The following is a 19,148-nucleotide window of genomic DNA, read 5'->3' as shown; positions in this document are numbered from 1 at the left end:
TCGGCCCAATTCCGGTCGCTGTGGTCCGGAAGCCGTGATCGCCATCGCAACGCTGAACTGCAACCTCATGCGTCACGGGGTGGGATGTCCTAGCTTCTCCCGATCGGTACGGGTGAAATTCCGCGTGTTACATGGGATGGTGCACGTGTCAAACGCAAGTGACTAGCAGACTTCAGCTTGACGGAGCAGGCACGACACGCGTGTAATTTCATTGGTGTCAACAGCAGGAAATCACCTAACGTATGCGCGCCATCACGCTTAGTGGGGGGAACGCCCTGTCACAGGGGCCCGGGTCGAGGGAGGCGCCAAGTGCACGAGCTCATGGCGGCAGGTGACATCATCATCAGCGACAGCACGAATGACGCAGAGCAGTCAGAGAATTCGGCCGAGCTGGATGTTCTCACCCTGGTTGCCACGAGTTCCGACGGGCTGCCTCCGGAGCTGGCCTGGCAGGAACGGGCGCTCTGCGCGCAGACCGACCCGGAGGCGTTCTTCCCGGAGAAGGGCGGCTCCACCCGCGAGGCCAAGCGGGTCTGCATGTCGTGCGAGGTCCGGGCCGAATGCCTGGAATATGCACTGGCCAAGGACGAGCGGTTCGGGATCTGGGGCGGTCTGTCCGAGCGCGAGCGCCGCCGGGTGAAGAAGCAGGCGGTCTGAGCCGGGCGAACACCGTTCCGTTGTCATGAGAATCTCACGGTGAGTTTTCGTGGCCAGGTACCGACCACACCGTCTCCCCGATCGACGCCCGGCGCCGACAACCGGCGTCCGGGTCTGCTTTTCGTCGAGCCCGAGGCGGAGCAGCCGGACGAGGAGATCGACTGGTCGGCCTGGCAGCCCCCGAGCGAGCCAGGACCGGCGGTCGTCGTCACCGCGGTCCTGGTCGCCCACGACGGCGCGCTCTTCCTGCCGCGCACTCTTGATGCACTCGAAGGACAGACCCGCAGGCCCGACCGGCTGATCGCCGTCGACGCCGGTTCGGCCGACGAAAGTCCGCAGATGCTGGCGATCGCGACGCCCGACCTGGTGCGGCTGGGGCCGCAGACCGGTTTCGGTGAAGCGGTGCGTTCGGCTCTGGCTGCGGTCGGTGACGAATCGGGGACGGGTCCCGCCTCCAGTTCGACGAGTGGCCGAAACCCGGCTTCGGCCGCGATTTCCGGGGCTCTGACGCTGCCCGTGCAGCAGTCCCCGGTGGAGTGGCTGTGGCTGCTGCACGACGACAGCGCGCCGGCTCCGGACACCCTGCAGCGGCTGGTCGAGACGATCGACGCCGGTCCCTCGATCGGGATCGCCGGGTGCAAGCAGGTGCACTGGGCCGACAGCCGCCGGCTGCTCGACGTCGGGTTCACCACCTCACGGTTCGGCGCCCGGGTGACCGGGGTCGACGTGGACGACATCGACCAGGGGCAGCTGGATCACCGCAGCGACGTGCTGGCCGTGGGCACCGCCGGAATGCTGGTCCGGCGCGAGCTCTGGGAGAGTCTCGGCGGCCCGGACCCGGCGCTGCGCAACGCCCGGATCGACCTCGACCTGTGCCGGCGGGCGCACCTGCGGGGCGAGCGCGTGGTCGTGGTACCACCCGCGGTGATGGCCCACGCCGAGGCGACTTCGTCCGGCCTGCGCGCGTCTTCGCCGAACCCGGCGGCCTGGGCCCGGCACGACCGGCGGGCCGCCGTGCACCTGCGGCTGGCCTCGGTCGCGCTGCCGCTGCTGCCCTTCCTGATCCTCTGGCTGGGCGCGGCGGCGGTGCTGCGCGCGCTGGCCCGGCTCACGCTCAAGCAGCCCGACCGGGCGCTGGGCGAGATCACCGCGTACCTGGCGGCGGTGTTGCGGCCGATCGCCTGGATCAAGGCCCGGTGGCGGGCTCGCAAGGGCCGCACCATGTCGCGCCGGGAGTACCGGCGCCTGCTTGCGGGCACCTGGCCCACCCTTCGGCAGCGGCGCGACCGGCTGTCGTCCTACCTGCGGGCGCAGGAGGCGGTGTGGGCCGAACCGGCCCCGGCCTCAGCGGTTGCCGCACCGCCGGCGAAACCAGCCGGAGCGAGGCGGAACGGGTGGGCGGTGCGTCGCCCTCGGGCCGACGAGCTGGTCCAGCCGCCGACCGCCGAGCACGAAGGTCTGGTCGTAGACCTGCGGGAGTACCCGGCCGGCCCGACCCACCCGCTGGACGACCCGTCCCCGGTCGATGCTCCGATCACTCCGGGCCCGCCGGTCGACTTCGCGGCGGGGATGCCGGTCGAGGACGAGGCGCGGTTCGACGACGAGCGTGAGCCGCTGCGTGGTCCGGGACAACTGCGCTTCGGCCTGCTGGTCGCCTTCCTGACCGGGACAGCCGGGCTGGTGGCGTTGCGGGTGCTGCTGCGCGGTTCCGGCGTTGCGGTGGGTGACGCGCTGATCCCGGCCCCCGCCGAGGCCGGCCGGTTGTGGTCGGCCGGCCTGGCCAGCTGGCGCTCCACCGGCCTGGGCCTGTCCGCCGCGGCCGACCCGTTCGACCTGGTACTCGCCCTGATCTCCTGGCCGTTCGCCGGCTCCACCCGGGGCGGCGTGGAGTTCCTGCTGCTCGGCGCTCTGCCGTTGGCCGCCCTGTCGGCCTGGGCGGCAGCCTCGGCGCTGACCCGTTCGCGGGCGCTGCGGGCCTGGGCGGCGCTGGTCTGGGCCGCGGCGCCGTCGCTGATCCTCTCGGTCACCGCGGGCCGGCTCGGCGCCGTGGTGGCCCACCTGATGCTGCCGATGACCGCTCTCGCGCTGACCCGGGCGGTCGGCCTACGCCCGCTGGAGCTGCTCGGGCCCTCGATGCCAGGCATGGTGCGGCGGCGCCGGGCCTCGATGGCCGCCGCCTCCGGCGCCGGGCTGGCCCTCACGGTCGTGATCGCCGCGGCGCCCGCTCTGGCCCTGCCCGCCCTGGCTGCCGTGCTGATCCTGATGGTGGTGGCCCGGGCCGGACGCTGGCTGCTGCTCTGGACGCTGGCCGTGCCGGGGGTGCTGCTCGCGCCGTGGTGGCAGGCCGTGGCCGGTGATCCGCGGCTGCTTCTGGCCGAGCCCGGCGGTGCCAGCGCGGTGCTGCCCGGTTCGCCCGGCTGGGCTGCGGTTCTGTGGCCGACCGATCCTGCGGTGATCAACCACGGCCTGGTGCATCGCCTGGGCCAGGCCGTCGCCGACTTCATCGGCTTCGGCGACGCAGGGGTCTGGCTGCGGATCTTCGCCGTGTTCGTGGTCGTGCCGCCGATCGTGCTCGGCGTGGCCGCCCTGACCGGGGCCCGGCGCCGCCGGATCGCCGCGCTGGGCTGGCTGGTCGGCCTGATCGCGCTGCTCACGGCCGTGGCGATTCCGGTGGTCGACACCCGCCGGGGGGCAGACGGGCTGCTGCACGGCTGGTCCGGCCCAGCGGTCTCGCTGTTCCTGCTGGCGTTGATCGTGGCTGCGCTGTCGAACCTGGACGGGGCGGCGGGCCGGTTGCGTGCGCGCAGCATCGGCATCGGCCACTGGAGCGCGGTGAGCATGGGAGCTCTGGCCGTGCTCACTCCTGTCCTGCTTCTGACCTCCTGGGCGGCTGATGGCTGGACGGGGAGCCCAAACCGCTGGGTACACCGGACCGACCCCGAGGTGCTGCCCGCCGTGGCTGCGGCCGAGGCGAACGGCCCAGCGGCCACCCGGACGTTGGCGATCCAGCCCATGGCGGACGGCGTGCGGTGGACGCTGTACCGCACCGGCGGTCCACAGATCGGTCAGGAGTCGGCCGCTTCACTCACACCCTCGGCCACCGCGGCGCGGGCAGACGGTGACGAACCGGTGCTACAGGCCATCGGCGCGCTGGTGTCCGGGGCCGGGGACGACCAACGTGAGCGGTTCGCCGACCTGAACATCGGCTCGGTGCTGCTGCTGACCGGGAGGCCCGCTGACCAGGGCGCGACCGAGGCTGCACAGGCTGCGCTGGATGTGGCGCCGGGGCTGGTACGTGTGAGCAACGGCGACGACAAGGTGCTGTGGCGCGTCGAACTCGGCGCCACCGCTACTGACAGCGAGGCGGATGAGGCGGCTCCCACCCGCCCGGCCCGGGTACGGGTGCTCTCCGCCGAGGGTGAGCTGATCTCGACAGTTCCGGCGTCGGACGTGAACTTCAGCGCCGAGGTCGACCAGGGGGAGACCGGCCGCCTGCTGGTGCTGAGCGAACGCGCCGACCCCGGCTGGACGGCCACGCTGAACGGGACCGAGCTGAAGCCGGCCACGCACGGGGGCTGGGCTCAGGCCTTCGAGCTGCCTGCCGACAGCGGGGAACTGGCGGTGAGTCACTCCGCCACGTCCGGCAACGCGCTGGACCTGTCGCGCCTTGGGGTACTGGGGCTGGCGTTGCTGGTGGCGGTTCCGCTGCCCCGGCGGCGGTTGCGTCTGCTGATCCCGCAGAAGGGCTGGCGGTCGCTCTCGCAGCAGGAGGCACCGGAGCCGATGGTCAGCACCGGACGTCGGGTGCGGCGTCCCGGCGATGCGCCGGAACGTCCGCGCCGGGGGACCACTGATCCGGCCCAGGCCTATGCGGATCACCAGGCCCGGATGGCCGAGCTGGCTCGCCGATTGGCTCTGGAGACGGCTGACGGGGACGACCCGATGGCGGAGCCGCCTTCGCGTCGCCGTCGTCGGGCGGCCCGGCAGGCAGCGGAGGCGATGGCGGCCGAGGCCATGCTGGTGGAGGCCCGGCGTGATGCGGCCAAGCGGCGCAAGGAGCGGCGGGCGCTGGAAACGGCTGCGGTGGAGGAGCCAGAACCAGAGGACGGCGGTGAAGACACCAGGGGCGCTCAAGGGGATGCCGGGGGCGCTCAAGGGGGCACGGAAGCCGACGATCAGCCGCCGGCCAGGACCGAGCCGGACCCTCAGGCGACGGCCGAGATGGTGGTCGGGGACCTGACCGAGGCGAGCCACGTCGAAACGGTGCGGGAAACGTCCCCAAGCACTGCTACCCCAGCCCCGACGCAAGGTGGGCCGACCGCGCCCGGCGCGTTGCACGTCCAAAAGCAGCTTGTAAGCCAACCAGAGGCCAGTGGGGGCCCGACTGCTTCCCTGCCGCCCGAGCCGCGGACGTCGGACGAAAATGCCCTCCCGGGTACCGAGAATTTCGCCGAGGAAAGCCCGGCCGAAGCGGGCGATTCACGACCGGTGGAAAGCGCGCCGAATCCGGCGGGTCCGGCCGATAGCGCGGACGGCGAGGCCCGAAGTGGGGACGCGGCAACGTCCGGGGAGTCGGGAGAGACTGCCAGCGGATCGGTTCGTCAACCGGCCCGTGAGCGCGGCCAGGAAGCGGGTCACGACGCTCCGGCCGACTCCGGGGAGGAAGAGAGTTCGTGAATCAGCGCGCGCGTGGGGTGCTTTCGGTGACGGGAGTGCTGACGGTCGCAGGGGGGATCGCGGTCGGCGCCGCGATGCTTCCCGAACAGATCGGGGTAGGTCCGGTTTCGAGTCCGGTAGCCAATCGGCTGCCGGCCGCGATCGCGGTGCCGACGCTGGCCTGTTCCGGCCCGGAGACGCTGGTCGTCCCGGACGGCGGCAAGGCTGTGAGCCCGGGAGCGGGCGTGCTGATCAGTGCTCTGCTGGCCTCGGACGGCGAGGCGGAGGCCACGCTTCAGGCCGAGGGCAAGAACTTCGACGCGATCCGCGATCTGAGTGAAAGCGTCCCGAAGAGCGCGGTTTCCGTACATGCCGGTACTCGGGTACCGTTGGGGGCCAAGGCCGGGCGGACGTCCATTGCTGGGCTCTCCACCTGGAATCTCGGGCCGATCGTGATGACCGGAGAGAGCGAAAGCACGGCGCCCCCGCCCGAACTGGCCGCTGTGCAGTCGACTTTGACTCCCAAGGGCGATCTGCGCGGGCTTTCGGCCAGTCGATGTGACCAGACGTCGGCGGATGCCTGGCTGGTCGGAGGGGGTACGAAAACCGGTGAGCGGCTGAGGTTATTGCTGTCCAACCCGACCGCGGCCACCGCCGTGGTGGACGTTTCCGTCCTGGGGGAGAAGGGCAAGGTCGAGGCGCCGGCGGGAGACGGGGTCGTGGTCCCGGCAGGTGGCCAGACTCCGGTGCTGGTGGACGCTCTGGCTCCCGATCAGGAGCGGGTGGCGGTTCATCTGGTGGCCCGGAGTGGCCAGGTGGTTGCGCGGATGCACGGCTCGAAGCTGCGGGGGCTCGTCCCGGGCGGGGTGGATGTGGTCTCGCCCTCCGCCGAACCGGCCAAACGCCAGCTGATACCCGGTATTTCGCTGGTCAACGGCTACTCCAAGACGGCGGACGATCCGGCTGCGGCGGGTTCCACCTCGATCCGGCTGGCCGTACCGGGCAATGAGGAGGCCGTGGTCAAGATCCGGCTGCTCAATTCCTCCGGCGAGGTGGAGATGCCTGGCGCCGCGGTACTGAACGTGCCTGCCGGCGGAGTGGTCGATGTGCCGATCGCGGGGATCGCCTCGGGCACCTACACGGCCGTGATCGACGCCGATGTGCCGGTGGTGGCCGGTGCCCAGATCGGCCGCCCGGCCGCCGCGGGAGCACAGGCCACCGACTTCGGCTGGGCCCCGGCGGTGACCGCCCGTAAGAGCGGCGGGTACACCATGCTGCCTCCCGGCACCCGGGCCACGGTCTCACTGGTCGCCGCGGCCAAGGCCAGCTCGCTCACGATCACTCCGCTCGACGCCGAGGGCGAGGAGCTGGACGTGGTGAACGTGGAGATGAAGGAAGCCACGGCGGCGGCGTTCCCGCTGGCGGAGGGCGCGGTGGCGTTCCGGATGTCCGATCCTCAGGGTGGGGCGGTGGCGGCCTCGGTGGTGGCCACCGCGACCGATGCCGTCGGCACCCTGATCACCGTGCTCGGGGTCGACCCGGCCAAGGCCGACGAGGTGCCGGCCACGGCCGTGGCCGACACCCGGGTGGGCCTGAAGTAGTTCAGCTGTCCCGGTTGTAGCGCGGATCGACCTCTTCGGGGGTGAGGTTGAGCAGATGCGCCACCTGCTCGACCACCACGCTCTGGGCCAGCTCGCCGATGTCGTGGGCGTCCGCAGCCCGGGTCTCGACCGGACGCCGGTAGACCACGATCCGCGGGGGCAGATCGCCGTCGGCGGGGAAGAATCGGCCCAGGGGTACTTCTCCGTGCTCCCAGGGCGAAGGATCGCTCGGGGGTACGTCCTCCACCGCGAACTCCACGTCCTGCAGTTGCTTGTCCCAGCGCCGCGAGAGGTGCTCGACCGCGTCCAGAATCAGGTCGTCGAAGCGGTCGGCACGGCTGCGCCAGGCCGGGACGGTGCGGGGCAGGAGCTGACCCCGGATCCCCCGGCCACGCCGGTCGCGTCGTTTCGGGTGGCGTGCGCCGGGCCCTCCCGAGGCGGCTGGATCTGGGATCGCGCGAGGTCGGGACACGTGTCCGAGGGTACTCCGCGGGCCTTGGGCGACCGCGGAAATTCGGCCCGCCGCTGATCTGCAGGCTCGGCATCCGTGACGTCCGGGGACGGATCGGGCAAGATGAGGGCGTCATCGCCGGAACCGAGCAGCGGGACCGGCGGGTTGGCGAAGACACGGATCGGGTGGCGTGCCGGTGCAGCCGGTACGCCTGATGAGGGAGTAACTTCTCAATCGTGAGTGGAGTGCGCCGTTGTTCCCGGACCGCTTGCCAGCGGGTAGCGGTCGCCACCCTCACCTATGTCTATTCCGACTCCACGGCGGTGCTGGGGCCCTTGGCCACCTACGCCGAGCCGCACTGCTACGACCTGTGCGCGGTGCACGCGGAACGGCTGACCGCGCCGCGGGGCTGGGAGATCGTCCGGCTGGCGCCGGGCGAGTACGTCCCGCCGCCGCCTTCGCACGACGACCTGCTGGCCCTGGCCGACGCGGTGCGCGAGGCGGCCCGGCCACCGGCCACCGAGCTTGCGCCGGACGCCGAGTTGTCCACCGTCGAGGTCAACCGGCGTGGGCACCTGCGGGTGCTGAAGGATCCGATCCTGGGTGAACCCCTCACCTGATCCAGTGCGATCTGAATCACGTTCAGGATGCCGCTTTCGCGGCGCTTGATCCGGGATGCCGCGACGCTCCGGTGGCTCAAGGTGCCGGTGTGACTCGCCGAATGACAGGGAGCATCGCCAGCAGCCCGCGTTCGAGTGATTACTCGCCGTCGGGTTACTTCCCCTGTCGTCCGAAGCAAGGACCTTTCCTCAATGACTCCTCAGTCCTCGGATTCCACCGGCACACCCGCCCCCACCCGGGGGCGGCGGCGCGGCCGGGCGGCCGGACCGTCGATCCCCCTCGGCTCGCTGACCCAGCGCGAGCATCGGTCCGAGATCCAGTGCCAGGCCTGTGGAAGCAGCCGGGTCACCCGGCTGTCGATGAATCTGACCGACGGTACTCCGGTGGAGTTCACCTCTTGCCACCGGTGCGAGCACCGCACCTGGGAGCACGGCGGGGACGCCCTGAGCGTCGCCTCGGTGCTGGACAAGGCTCGCAAGAACTGACGTACCGGATCCGGGCCACGAACCATCGAGACCGGCTCGTGGCCCGATCCGTGCACGTCACCGGGTCGGCTCAGATAGCCTGCCCCGGTGGCTCAGCTCACCGAAATCGTCAAAGCCAACGACATCAGAGGCCTGGTCGGCACCCAGTTGACCGAGCGGACCGCCAGGGCCCTCGGCTCGGCGTTCGCGCGGGCGGTGCTCACCTCGGACCCCGATGCCCCGCCCGGACGGGTCCTGATCGGCCGGGACATGCGCGACAGCGGCGAGTCGCTGGCCCAGGCCTTCGCCGACGGCGTCACCGGTGAGGGCGCCGAGGTCGTGATGATCGGCCTGTGCAGCACCGACGGGCTGTACTACGCCAGCGGGGCGCTGGACGCGCCCGGGGTGATGCTCACCGCCAGCCACAACCCGGCCAGCTACAACGGGATGAAGATGTGCCGGGCCGGGGCCCGCCCGATCGGCCTGGACAGCGGCCTGGCCGAGATCCGCGACCTGGCCCAGGCGCTGCTCGACCACCCCACCTGGGGCACCGGCGAGCCTTCGGCCGCGCCGGGCAAGGTCAGCGAGAGCGACACCCTGCGCGGTTACGCCGAGCACCTGCGCGGTCTGGTCCCGCTGACCTCCCGGCGCAAGCTCAAGATCGTGGTGGACGCCGGTAACGGCATGGCCGGCCTGACCGTCCCCGCGGTGCTGGGCAGCGCCCTCGGCCTGGACGACCTGCCGCTGGAGATCGTCCCGCTGTACTTCGAGCTGGACGGCACCTTCCCCAACCACGAGGCCAACCCGCTCGACCCGGCCAACCTGCGCGACCTGCAGAAGGCGGTCCCCGAGCACGGCGCCGACCTGGGCCTGGCCTTCGACGGTGACGCCGACCGCTGCTTCGTGATCGACGAGCGCGGCGAGCCGGTCAGCCCGAGCGCGATCACCGCGCTGGTCGCGGCCCGGGAGATCGCCAAGGAGCGGGCCGCCGGGCACCAGGCCACGGTGATCCACAACCTGATCACCTCGCGCACCGTGCCCGAGGTGATCGCCGAGAACGACGCCAAGGCGGTGCGCACCCGGGTCGGGCACGCCTTCATCAAGGTCGAGATGGCCAAGTACGACGCCGTGTTCGGCGGCGAGCACTCGGCGCACTACTACTTCCGCGACTTCTGGTTCGCCGACACCGGGATGCTGGCCGCGCTGCACGTGCTGGCCGCCCTGGGCGAGCAGGACGGGCCGCTGTCCGGCCTGGTCGAGCAGTACGAGCGGTACACGCCCAGCGGTGAGATCAACTCCGTGGTGGCCGACGTGGACGAGGCCACCGAGCGGGTGGCCAAGGCGTTCGAGGGCCGCCCGGGTGTGGTGGTGGACCGGCTCGACGGCCTGACCATCAGCCACGAGGCCGACGCGCCGAGCGGCGAGGGCAGCCTCCCCGGCCTGTGGTGGTTCAACCTGCGCCCGAGCAATACCGAGCCGTTGTTGCGGCTGAACTCCGAGGCGGCCGACCCGGCGGTGATGGCCGCGCTGCGCGACGAGGTGCTCGCGCTGGTCCGGGTCGCCGAGCGCGCCACCGATGCGACAGGATGAGCGCGTGACCGCTATCGAACCCTGGCTCCAGGAGATCCTCCGCTGCCCGAGCTGCCGCTCGGCCCTGACCGAGGGCCAGGGCCCGGACGCCGCGCCGGAGCTGCAGTGCACCGGCTGCTCGCTGGCCTACCGGATCGACGACGGCATCCCGGTGCTGCTCGTGGACGAGGCCCGCACCCGGTCCTGACCGGTTTTCCGGGTGGCTCGGTCGGCAGGTTAGGAACCGTACGTACGGCTCGCTGGAGATTGCGCGATGGCACTGGACGAACAGCTGCTCGACGACCCCGACGGCCTGGCCGCGGCCGATCCATCCGGCAGCCTGCGGGCCCTGGCGATGGCCGGGGCGCAGGTCCGGATGGCTCTTTCGGCCACCGCCGAGGCCCCGGTCTCCAAGATCGTGGCGGACGGCCGTCCGCGGGCGGTCGTGGTGGCCAGCCTGGGCGGCTCGGCCGTGGTCGGCGATGTCCTGATCCTGCTGGCCGGCAGCGGTGCCCCGGTGCCGGTCTCGGTCCGGCGGGGTCTGCCGTTGCCGGGCTGGGTCGGCCCGCTCGACCTGGTCGTCGCCGTGTCGATGTCCGGCCGGGCGCCGGGCCCGCTGGGTCTGGCTGCCGAGGCGGCCCGTCGTGGCTGCCGTCTGCTGACGGTCGGCGCGCCGCGTTCCCCGCTGGCCGAGGTGTCGGAGCGCACCGGCGGCGTGCACGTCGCCGTCCCGCGTAACGAGACTCCGGCGGCCCGGGCCTCCCGGATGGCGCTGTGGTCGCTGGCGATCCCGGTGATCTCGGTGGCTCACCAGCTGGGGCTTACGGACGCGTCCAACGAGGTGCTGGAGCGGGTCGCCGACCGGCTCGACGCCCAGGCGGACAAGTACCGGCCCTCCTCCGACGCCTTCGTCAACCCGGCCAAGTCGCTCGCCCTCGAACTGTCCGGCGTGATGCCGGTGGTGCTGGGCGACGGAGACGTCACCGGTGTGGCTGCGCTACGGGCCGTTTCGATGCTCGCCCGGACCGCGCGGGTTCCGGCTATGCGTGGAGCCCTGCCCGACGATGCGGGTGACGTGGTCGCCACCTTCGACGGCCCGCTGGCCCGGCGGCCTGCGGCGGACATTTTCGCGGACCCCGAGTTCGACGACGTCCCGGCCGCCTCACCGCAGATGCGTCTGCTCCTGCTGCGCGATGCGGCGCCCACCCTGGACCGGCCGGACGGTTCCTGGCTGGAGACGAGTCGTACGGCCGATGCGGTTCGGGCCACAGCAGAGGACGCGGGGGTACGGGTCACCGAGGTCGCTGCGGATCCGGGGCATCCCCTTGAGCGGCTGGCCGACCTGGTCTCGCTCACCGACTTCGCCTCGGTGTACATGGCCCTGGCCAGCGGGATCGATCCGCTGACCTCGCCGCACGTGGCCGACCTCAGGGATCGCACTCAATAAGTGGTTTCCTCCGGCAAGTAGTACCTTGCTCCCGCTGTGTTCCAGGCGTTTGTCCAGGCGGGAGACGGGTATGTCCACCGAGGGTGGGTCCAAGGCGATCATTGCGGCGCTCAGCGCCAATCTGGGGATCGCCGCAACCAAGTTCGTTGCCTTCGCGCTGACCCAGTCCAGCTCGATGCTGGCCGAAGGCATCCACTCGCTGGCTGACTCGGGCAACCAGGTGCTGCTGCTGATCGGTGGCCGGCGGGCGGAGAGGCGGGCCAACGAGGAGCACCCGTTCGGGTACGGGCGTTCGCGCTACCTGTACGCGTTCCTGGTGTCGGTGATCCTGTTCAGCGTCGGCGGGTTGTTCGCGCTGTACGAGGCGTACCACAAGTGGTCGCACCCGGAGCCGATCGAGAACTGGCAGTGGGTGCCGGTGGTGGTGCTGCTGGCAGCGATCACGATGGAAGGTCTCAGCCTGCGGACCGCGGTGCGCGAGGCCACCCCGCAGCGGGACGGCCGCAGCTGGTGGCGGTTCATCCGGGAGACCAAGTCGCCCGAGCTGCCGGTGGTGCTGCTGGAGGACACGGCGGCCGAGCTGGGTCTGGTGTTCGCGCTCTTCGGGGTCTCGATGACCCTGGTCACCGGCGACGGGCGGTGGGACGCGGTGGGTACGGCGATGATCGGGCTGCTGCTGATCGTGGTCGCGGTGATCCTCGCCATGGAGACCTCCTCGCTGCTGGTCGGCGAGGGAGCCACGGCCGACGACCTGGCGCAGATCAAGCAGGCGCTGATCGGGTCGGGCGTGAACGGGGTGATCCACATCCGCACGCTGTACGTCGGGCCGGACGAGCTGCTGGTGGCGGCGAAGATCGCGGTGGTGCCGACGGAGTCGGCGGTCGAGGTGGCCGAGGCGATCAACGAGGCCGAGGTCCGGGTCCGGGCCGCGGTGCCGGACGCCAAGCTGATCTTCCTGGAGCCGGACATCGCCCACGGAGACGGCGGACCGGCCGGAGTTCCCGCGAGCTAGGGCCCTCTGGTGGCTGGCATAGGAGTGCTTTAACGACGTGGACAGCGATAACGCTGGCCTAGCAGGCGCTTGACCGTCGATTCGGATTCTGTGGGTAGCGTCGGAACAGTTCCGCCGCTCCACCCTGTTCGGACCCGATTCATGCCTGTCACTTCGAGTCAGGAGGCCGTCGTGCGCGCTGACCCCGCACCCCGCACGCTCCGTCCTGTCCTGCCGCACCAGGCCCGCAGGCCGGATCGCTGGGCGCAGTACCCGGACGGCGCCGAGCCGCAGCGCTTCGGCTGGTTCGGCCGCTGGTCACGGCGGTCCCGGATGGCCGCCACGGTCGTCGTGATCGCCTCGCTGGCCCTGGTCGGCGCGCTGGTGATCAGTTCCGCGCAGGCGGTCAAGGCGGTGGCCGGCACCAACGACGGTTCCCGCTACGGCCGTTCCGCGCAGTACCAGGTGCCGGTCCCGCCGGGCGTCACCCAGGAGCCGGGGTACCTGCCCGGGCACCCCGACGGTGGCACCGGCTCGATCGGGGCGGCGGACATCGACACGCCCTAGGATTGACCCTCCGGTCAAGATCGGCAGCGTGCTGCGGAGGAGGTTCTGATGTCGGTGATACCTCGCTCCGGTGGCCGTCGCCCCCCGCAGCACGTGCATCCGCAGGACGTGAGCATCGAGACCGCGCTCACCGCCCTGGCCGATCCGGTCCGGCTCTCGATCGTGCGGTGCGTGGCCGCCGCCCCGGACTGGGCCCTGCCCTGCGGATCGTTCGAGGTCGGCGTGGGCAAGGCCACTCTCAGCCATCACTTCACCGTGCTGCGCGACGCCGGGCTGGTGGAGCAGCGCGACGAGGGCGCCCGCCGCACGATCCGGCTGCGGCGGGACGAGTTCGACGAACGGTTTCCCGGCCTGCTGGCTCTCGTGCTGCCCCCGCAGGCCCAGGTGGGAGCGCAAACGGGCGCACCCACGTCCGTTGCTCGATCCGGAACTGACCACGAACAAACCGCACCGGCGGATCCCGAACCGTGACCGGATTGCTATCGTGGACCGTGTTCCGGCGTAGGTGATGCCGACGGCCTAGAGGGGCCGCGCCGGGTCTGGCAAGGCGCACGTCCTGGCCGGGTCGCTTCTGACCCGGATTTTCGGTGGACCTGCTTCGCCCTGCCTCGACCCGTTCACCCGCGACTGGGACTTCTCTATTTCCAGCCGCATCCCACGATGCCGAAGGACAGGTATGACGTTCGAATACAAGGTGGCCGACCTCTCGCTGGCCGAGACCGGCCGCCACGAGCTGCGTCTGGCCGAGCACGAGATGCCCGGCCTGATGGCCCTGCGGGCCGAGTTCGGTGACAGCAAGCCGCTGGCCGGCGCCCGGATCACCGGCTCCCTGCACATGACCGTGCAGACCGCCGTGCTGATCGAGACGCTGACCGCGCTCGGCGCCGAGGTCCGCTGGGCCTCCTGCAACATCTTCTCCACCCAGGACACCGCGGCCGCCGCGGTCGTCGTGGGCCCCAACGGAACCCCCGAGAACCCGCAGGGTGTGCCGGTCTTCGCCTGGAAGGGCGAGACCCTGGAGGAGTACTGGTGGTGCACCGAGCAGATCCTCAACTGGGGTGACGGCCAGGGCCCGAACATGATCCTGGACGACGGTGGCGACGTGACGCTGCTGGTGCACAAGGGCGTCGAGTTCGAGAAGGCCGGCGCCGTGCCGGCCACCACCGAGAACGACAGCGAAGAGTACGGCGTCATCCTCGAGGTGCTGCGCCGCTCGCTGAAGGACTCGCCGGAGCGCTTCACCAAGATCGCCTCCGAGATCAAGGGCGTCACCGAAGAGACCACCACCGGCGTGCACCGGCTGTACGAGATGTACCGCAACGGCACGCTGCTCTTCCCGGCGATCAACGTCAACGACTCGGTCACCAAGTCGAAGTTCGACAACAAGTACGGCATCCGGCACTCGCTGGTCGACGGCATCAACCGCGGCACCGACGTGCTGATCGGCGGCAAGGTGGCCGTGGTCTGCGGTTACGGCGACGTCGGCAAGGGCGCGGCGGAGTCGCTGCGCGGCCAGGGCGCCCGGGTCATCGTCACCGAGATCGACCCGATCTGCGCGCTGCAGGCGGCGATGGACGGTTACCAGGTCGCCACCCTCGAGGACGTGCTGGCCCAGGGTGACTTCTTCATCACCACCACCGGCAACTTCGACGTGATCACGGCCACCCACATGCAGGGCATGAAGGACAAGGCCGTGGTCGGCAACATCGGCCACTTCGACAACGAGATCGACATGGCCGGCCTGGCCAAGATCTCGGGCATCACCAAGACCGAGATCAAGCCGCAGGTCCACGAGTGGACGTTCGCTGACGGCCGCTCGATCATCGTGCTGTCCGAGGGCCGTCTGCTGAACCTGGGCAACGCCACCGGCCACCCGAGCTTCGTGATGTCGAACTCGTTCGCCAACCAGGTGATCGCGCAGATCGAGATCTTCACCAAGCGCGACGAGTACGAGACCCAGGTCTACGTGCTGCCCAAGCACCTGGACGAGAAGGTGGCCCGGCTGCACCTGGACGCGCTCGGCGTGAAGCTGACCGAGCTGACCAAGGCGCAGGCCGAGTACATCGGCGTGCACGTCGAGGGCCCGTACAAGCCGGAGCACTACCGCTACTGATCGCGTTTCGCCAGAGGGCGCATCTTCTTCCTTCGGGAAGAGGGTGCGCCTTCGCGCTTTTGGGCTTTCTTGCTTGAGGACGTTGCGGCTGGCCGAGTTTCTCGGTGGCACCTTGAGTTTCGGCCTGGGTGGTGGGGCCGCTTCACCGTCCGGGCCGGAAAGGTTTGCGATGTGTGCATCGCGTACTTCCGGTACCAGGCGTACACATTCGCCCGGCGACTTCACGCGATCCCTTTGATCGCCCGCACCAGCGCCCGGCCAGCGGAGCCACCCCCTCGCTGTGGTGCACCCACGCGGCCTTTACTCCAGTGCTATGGCACAGAGCCCGGCGAACAACTACTCGCGATGTGTAAAGGTGGTGCATCTGGTGCCAGGTGTACACATCATCGAGGTGTCCCCGCCCAACCGCTCACGGTCCGGGACTGCTTCCCCTCTATGCCCGGTGCGGTGACCACACGCCTTGACCAGATCAACTCCGCCCCGCGGTAGGCAAGATCCGCAGGACGGGCCCTCAGGTTGTGTTTTGAAAGTCACGCCGACCTTGCTTCTTCCACACCCCAGCTGCTTCCCGGCGAGAACACGACAATGCGTGAACAAAGTGTCTCTGGCGGCACTTTGTTTACGCACTCTCTCGAGTCGCCTTCGAGTCGCCCGGTCGGCGGGTCCACCCCACCCGGCCCTGGGCGGTCGGGGACCACTTCTCCTTGCCGGGCGCGATGCGGTGGTCACGAACCTTGACCGGGCCGACTGCGCCCCGAAAGTAGGCAAAGATCCGCAGGACCGGACCTGGCCGCAATGTCGTTACTTAGACGCGGTGCGGGCCGACCGACGGGGGCGTGGTCTGGGCGGACAGGCCCAGACTCGGCCTTAGCTGAAAAGCATTGGCCCTAGGTCGTATTCGAAATTCCATGCCTACTGCCGGGCGCACCGGGGCGCCGTCTGACCGTGGCAGGTGGGGCCCCACGTAGAACACCGCTACGAGAGGCCCCACCGGCCACGTCGGCCGACACCTCGGGCGCCTCCTCGCCTACGGCGGCGCATTCCAAAACACTCCCTAGTCGCGGTCGGGCAGGCCGAAACCGGTGGAGGACAGCGGGCTGGCGGCGGCGCGGCTGGCGCGGCGGGCGGCTCGTTGCTGGGACTCTCGCCAGAGGCGGGCGTAGTCGCGGTCGCGGCGCTCGGCGAGGACTGCGGCCAGGAAATCTTCGGGGTGTGTGCCGGGCGGAGGCGGCGGCGCGACGAACTCGCCCACCTGACCGGCCAGTGACCAGCCGAGCCGCTGCCGGGCCTCGGGGGTCAGGCGGGTGGCGCGGGCCAGGAACTGGCGGCAGGCCCGGGCCAGCGGGTCGGGCAGACGGCCCAGGTCGGCGTTGCGGATCCAGGGGGCCAGGTGCGGCGGCATCGGCACGGCCGGTGGAAGCTGCTGGGGCTGGCGCTCGCGGATCACGTAGGTGCCCGCGACCAGGTCGCCCAGGCGTTTACCGCGCTTGTTGAGCAGCGACGTGACCAGGGCGATGGCCCCGAGCGACCAGTAGATCTCGAACACCGCGAGCAGGCCCCGGATCAGCGCGTGCCGGGCCCGGATCGGACCCCCGTCGTCGCGGACCACCCGGAGCCCGGCCAGCCACTTGCCCAGGGACCGGCCCCGGGTGAGGGTCTCGACCAGGATCGGGATGCCGATCAGCACGGCCAGGGAGGCGACCAGGCCCAGCGCGCTGCCCGCGGCCGCGTCTATCTCGCCGGTGGTGGCGTAGAGCAGCCAGTAGAGCAGCAGGAAGGCCACGACGGTGACCAGCACGTCGACCGCCACCGCCAGCGCCCGGGTGATGAACGAGGCGGGCCGCAGTTCGAGGACCACCGCCTCGCCGGTGATCAGTTCGTCGGAGAAGTCCAGCTCGTCGACGCCGACCAGCCCGGCGACGGTCGCGCCGGAGCGGTCCGGCGAAGGGCCGGGCAGCGGGGCGAGCGGGTCTGTGATCACGGGAACCAGACTACGTGGGGCCACCGACAGTCTTCCCGGCTAGGGCTTGTCTTGGAGTTCGCTGCCGTAGCGAGGAGGTGCCCGGGGCGTTGGCTGGGCGTGGCCGGTGGGGCCCTGCGTAGCGGTGTTCTACGTGGGGCCCCACCGGACACGGTCAGATGGCGTCCCGGGTGCCCCGCAGTAGGCATGGAACTTCAAAACATGACCTAGTCTCAGGGCTGTGGACTTGGATGCCTTCGTCGCGGTGCACTCGGCCGACTGGGACCGGCTGGACCGGCTGACGAAGCGGCGCCGGCTGTCCGGCGCCGAGGTGGACGAGATGGTGCTGCTGTACCAGCGGGCGGCCACCCACCTGTCCGTGGTGCGTTCGTTCTCACCCGACGCCGGCCTGGTGGCCCGGCTGTCCGGAACGGTGGCCCGGGCCCGCACCGCGATCTCGGGCGGCAACGAGCCGCTGCTGCGGGAGTTCGCCCGGATGGCCGCAGTCTCGTTCCCCGCCGCCGTCTACCGCTCCCGCTGGTGGGCACTCGGCGCCACGGCCGGGACCGTCCTGGTCTCCTTCGTGGTCGCGGTCTGGGTCGCCGCCAACCCCGAGGTGCAGGCCGCCTTCGGCACCGAGCAGCAGATCCAGCAACTGGTGAACAACGACTTCGAGAACTACTACTCGGAGAACGCCGCCTCGGGCTTCGCGGTCCAGGTCTGGACCAACAACGCCTGGGTGGCGGCGCTGTGCTTCGTCCTCGGCATCACCGGGATCGGTGTGGTCTGGGTGCTGGCGCAGAACGCGCTCAACCTCGGCCTGACCGCCGGGCTGATGGCCGCGAACGACCGGCTGGGCCTGTTCTTCGGCCTGATCACCCCGCACGGCCTGCTCGAGCTGACCGCCGTCTTCGTCGCCGCCGGGGCCGGGCTCAAGGTGTTCTGGGCCTGGGTCGACCCGGGAGCCCGCACCCGGGCCCGGGCGGTCGGTGAGGAGGGCCGGGCGATGGTGACGATCGCGATCGGCCTGGTCGTGGTGCTGCTGGTCTCGGGCGTGGTCGAGGCGTTCGTGACCCCGTCCCCGTTGCCCACCTGGGCCCGCATCGCGATCGGGTTCGTGGTCTGGGCGGTGTTCGTCGGGTACATCTGGCGCTTCGGTAAACCGGCTGCACAAGCCGGTGAAACCGGCGATCTGGCAGCTGAATTGGCGGGAGACGTGCGGCCTGTGGCAGGCTGAGCCGTAGATCGTACATATGTTCGAGGGGAGCGAGCAATGGCCGAGGTTCTTCTGTTCCACCATGCCCAGGGGCTCACGTCCGGGGTGCTGGAATTCGCGCAGGTAGTTCAGCAGGCCGGGCACACCGTGCACACCCCGGATCTGTACGAGGGCAAAACGTTCTCCGGGCTGGACGAAGGGGTGAACCACGCCCGTTCACTGGGCTTCGACACGGTGCTCGAGCGCGGTGTGCAGGCGGCCCAGGCCGTGCCCGAGAACGTGGTGTACGCCGGGTTCTCGCTCGGCGTTCTGCCGGTGGCCAAGCTCGCCACCACCCGGCCCGGCGCGGTGGGGGCGCTGTTCCTGAGCGGTTTCGTGCCGCCGTCCGAGTTCGGTACCTGGCCGGGCATTCCGGCGCAGATCCACGGTATGAACGCCGACCCGGAGTTCGCGGACTCGGGCGACCTGGCCGCGGCGAAGAGTTTCGCGACCGACTCGCAGGGCCGGGCCGAGGTATTCGTCTACCCGGGCTCGGCGCACCTTTTCGCCGACGCCAGCCTGGGGGAGTACGACGAGTCGGCTGCCGGGCTGCTCACCGAGCGAGTACTGGCCTTCCTCACAACGGTCTAGCCCGGCCGGGCGCAGAACACCCGACGCGAGCCGGGCTCGGAGTGCCTGACGTGAGCCGGGTTCGGAGTGCCTGACGTGAGCCGGGTTCGGAGTGCCTGACGTGAGCCGGGTTCGGAGTGCCTGACGTGAGCCGGGTTCGGAGTGCCTGACGCGGGCTGGGTTCGGAGTGCCTGACGCGGGCCGGGTTCGGAGCACCCCAAGAGCG

The 19,148-nt window shown here is 70.6% G+C and carries 15 protein-coding genes and 1 pseudogene; 14 read left to right on the top strand and 2 right to left on the bottom strand.

Annotated features, from left to right (window positions below):
• The first annotated feature begins 321 nt into the window (after positions 1-321).
• From LR394_RS31600 to LR394_RS31590, 3 genes are read left to right on the top strand one after another with little or no spacing between them, the layout of a single operon-like run.
• The gene (locus LR394_RS31600) at positions 322-657 is read left to right on the top strand and encodes a WhiB family transcriptional regulator (protein WP_269330122.1); all 336 of its coding nucleotides are present in this window, start codon (positions 322-324) and stop codon (positions 655-657) included.
• A 39-nt stretch (positions 658-696) separates the two neighbouring features.
• Positions 697-5,334, top strand: a complete 4,638-nt coding sequence (locus LR394_RS31595; RefSeq protein WP_231448272.1) for a glycosyltransferase — start codon at positions 697-699, stop codon at positions 5,332-5,334.
• Positions 5,331-6,914: a DUF5719 family protein gene (locus LR394_RS31590; protein ID WP_231448271.1), complete on the top strand. Its 1,584-nt coding sequence runs from the start codon at positions 5,331-5,333 to the stop codon at positions 6,912-6,914. The genes LR394_RS31595 and LR394_RS31590 overlap by 4 nt, the downstream gene beginning before the upstream one ends.
• Before the next feature lies 1 nt (position 6,915).
• On the opposite strand, the gene LR394_RS43340 is transcribed toward LR394_RS31590, so the two are convergent.
• On the bottom strand, positions 6,916-7,386 hold the full coding sequence (locus LR394_RS43340) for a metallopeptidase family protein (RefSeq protein ID WP_231448270.1): 471 nt from the start codon (positions 7,384-7,386) through the stop codon (positions 6,916-6,918).
• Positions 7,387-7,601: 215 nt separating this feature from the next.
• Here LR394_RS43340 and LR394_RS31580 point away from each other — a divergent pair, with 215 nt between their 5' ends.
• From LR394_RS31580 to ahcY, 9 genes and pseudogenes are all read left to right on the top strand, one after another.
• Positions 7,602-7,985 (top strand): DUF3499 domain-containing protein, encoded by a 384-nt coding sequence (locus LR394_RS31580; protein ID WP_231448269.1) that lies wholly within the window; start codon positions 7,602-7,604, stop codon positions 7,983-7,985.
• Between the two features lie 192 nt (positions 7,986-8,177).
• Complete coding sequence (locus LR394_RS31575) at positions 8,178-8,471, top strand: hypothetical protein (protein WP_231448268.1); 294 nt, start codon at positions 8,178-8,180, stop codon at positions 8,469-8,471.
• An 87-nt stretch (positions 8,472-8,558) separates the two neighbouring features.
• Positions 8,559-10,040 (top strand): phosphomannomutase/phosphoglucomutase, encoded by a 1,482-nt coding sequence (locus tag LR394_RS31570; RefSeq protein WP_231448267.1) that lies wholly within the window; start codon positions 8,559-8,561, stop codon positions 10,038-10,040.
• Entirely contained in the window at positions 10,027-10,227 is a 201-nt protein-coding gene (locus LR394_RS31565) for a Trm112 family protein (protein ID WP_269330099.1), read from the top strand. The genes LR394_RS31570 and LR394_RS31565 overlap by 14 nt, the downstream gene beginning before the upstream one ends.
• A 66-nt stretch (positions 10,228-10,293) precedes the next feature.
• On the top strand, positions 10,294-11,466 hold the full coding sequence (locus tag LR394_RS31560; protein ID WP_231448265.1) for an SIS domain-containing protein: 1,173 nt from the start codon (positions 10,294-10,296) through the stop codon (positions 11,464-11,466).
• 70 nt (positions 11,467-11,536) lie between these two features.
• Positions 11,537-12,478, top strand: a complete 942-nt coding sequence (locus LR394_RS31555; protein ID WP_231448264.1) for a cation diffusion facilitator family transporter — start codon at positions 11,537-11,539, stop codon at positions 12,476-12,478.
• A gap of 171 nt (positions 12,479-12,649) precedes the next feature.
• Positions 12,650-13,024: a hypothetical protein gene (locus LR394_RS31550; RefSeq protein ID WP_231448263.1), complete on the top strand. Its 375-nt coding sequence runs from the start codon at positions 12,650-12,652 to the stop codon at positions 13,022-13,024.
• Between the two features lie 48 nt (positions 13,025-13,072).
• Positions 13,073-13,393 (top strand): annotated as a pseudogene (locus tag LR394_RS31545) (ArsR/SmtB family transcription factor); the annotation flags it as partial.
• Positions 13,394-13,700: 307 nt separating this feature from the next.
• Entirely contained in the window at positions 13,701-15,137 is a 1,437-nt protein-coding gene (ahcY, locus tag LR394_RS31540) for an adenosylhomocysteinase (protein ID WP_231448261.1), read from the top strand.
• 1,054 nt (positions 15,138-16,191) lie between these two features.
• Here the strand turns inward: ahcY and LR394_RS31535 are convergent.
• Entirely contained in the window at positions 16,192-17,118 is a 927-nt protein-coding gene (locus LR394_RS31535) for an RDD family protein (RefSeq protein ID WP_231448260.1), read from the bottom strand.
• 220 nt (positions 17,119-17,338) lie between these two features.
• Between LR394_RS31535 and LR394_RS31530 the strand changes: the two genes are divergently transcribed.
• A complete protein-coding gene (locus LR394_RS31530) occupies positions 17,339-18,334 on the top strand; it encodes a stage II sporulation protein M (protein ID WP_231448259.1) in 996 nt (331 codons plus the stop codon).
• Between the two features lie 36 nt (positions 18,335-18,370).
• On the top strand, positions 18,371-18,943 hold the full coding sequence (locus tag LR394_RS31525; protein WP_231448258.1) for a dienelactone hydrolase family protein: 573 nt from the start codon (positions 18,371-18,373) through the stop codon (positions 18,941-18,943).
• Positions 18,944-19,148: the final 205 nt, after the last annotated feature.

This window comes from Kineosporia babensis (assembly GCF_021129305.1).
Classification (GTDB): domain Bacteria; phylum Actinomycetota; class Actinomycetes; order Actinomycetales; family Kineosporiaceae; genus Kineosporia; species Kineosporia babensis.
The sequence above is the reverse complement of the archived record's forward strand: the minus strand, read 5'-3'. Positions and strand labels throughout refer to the sequence as shown.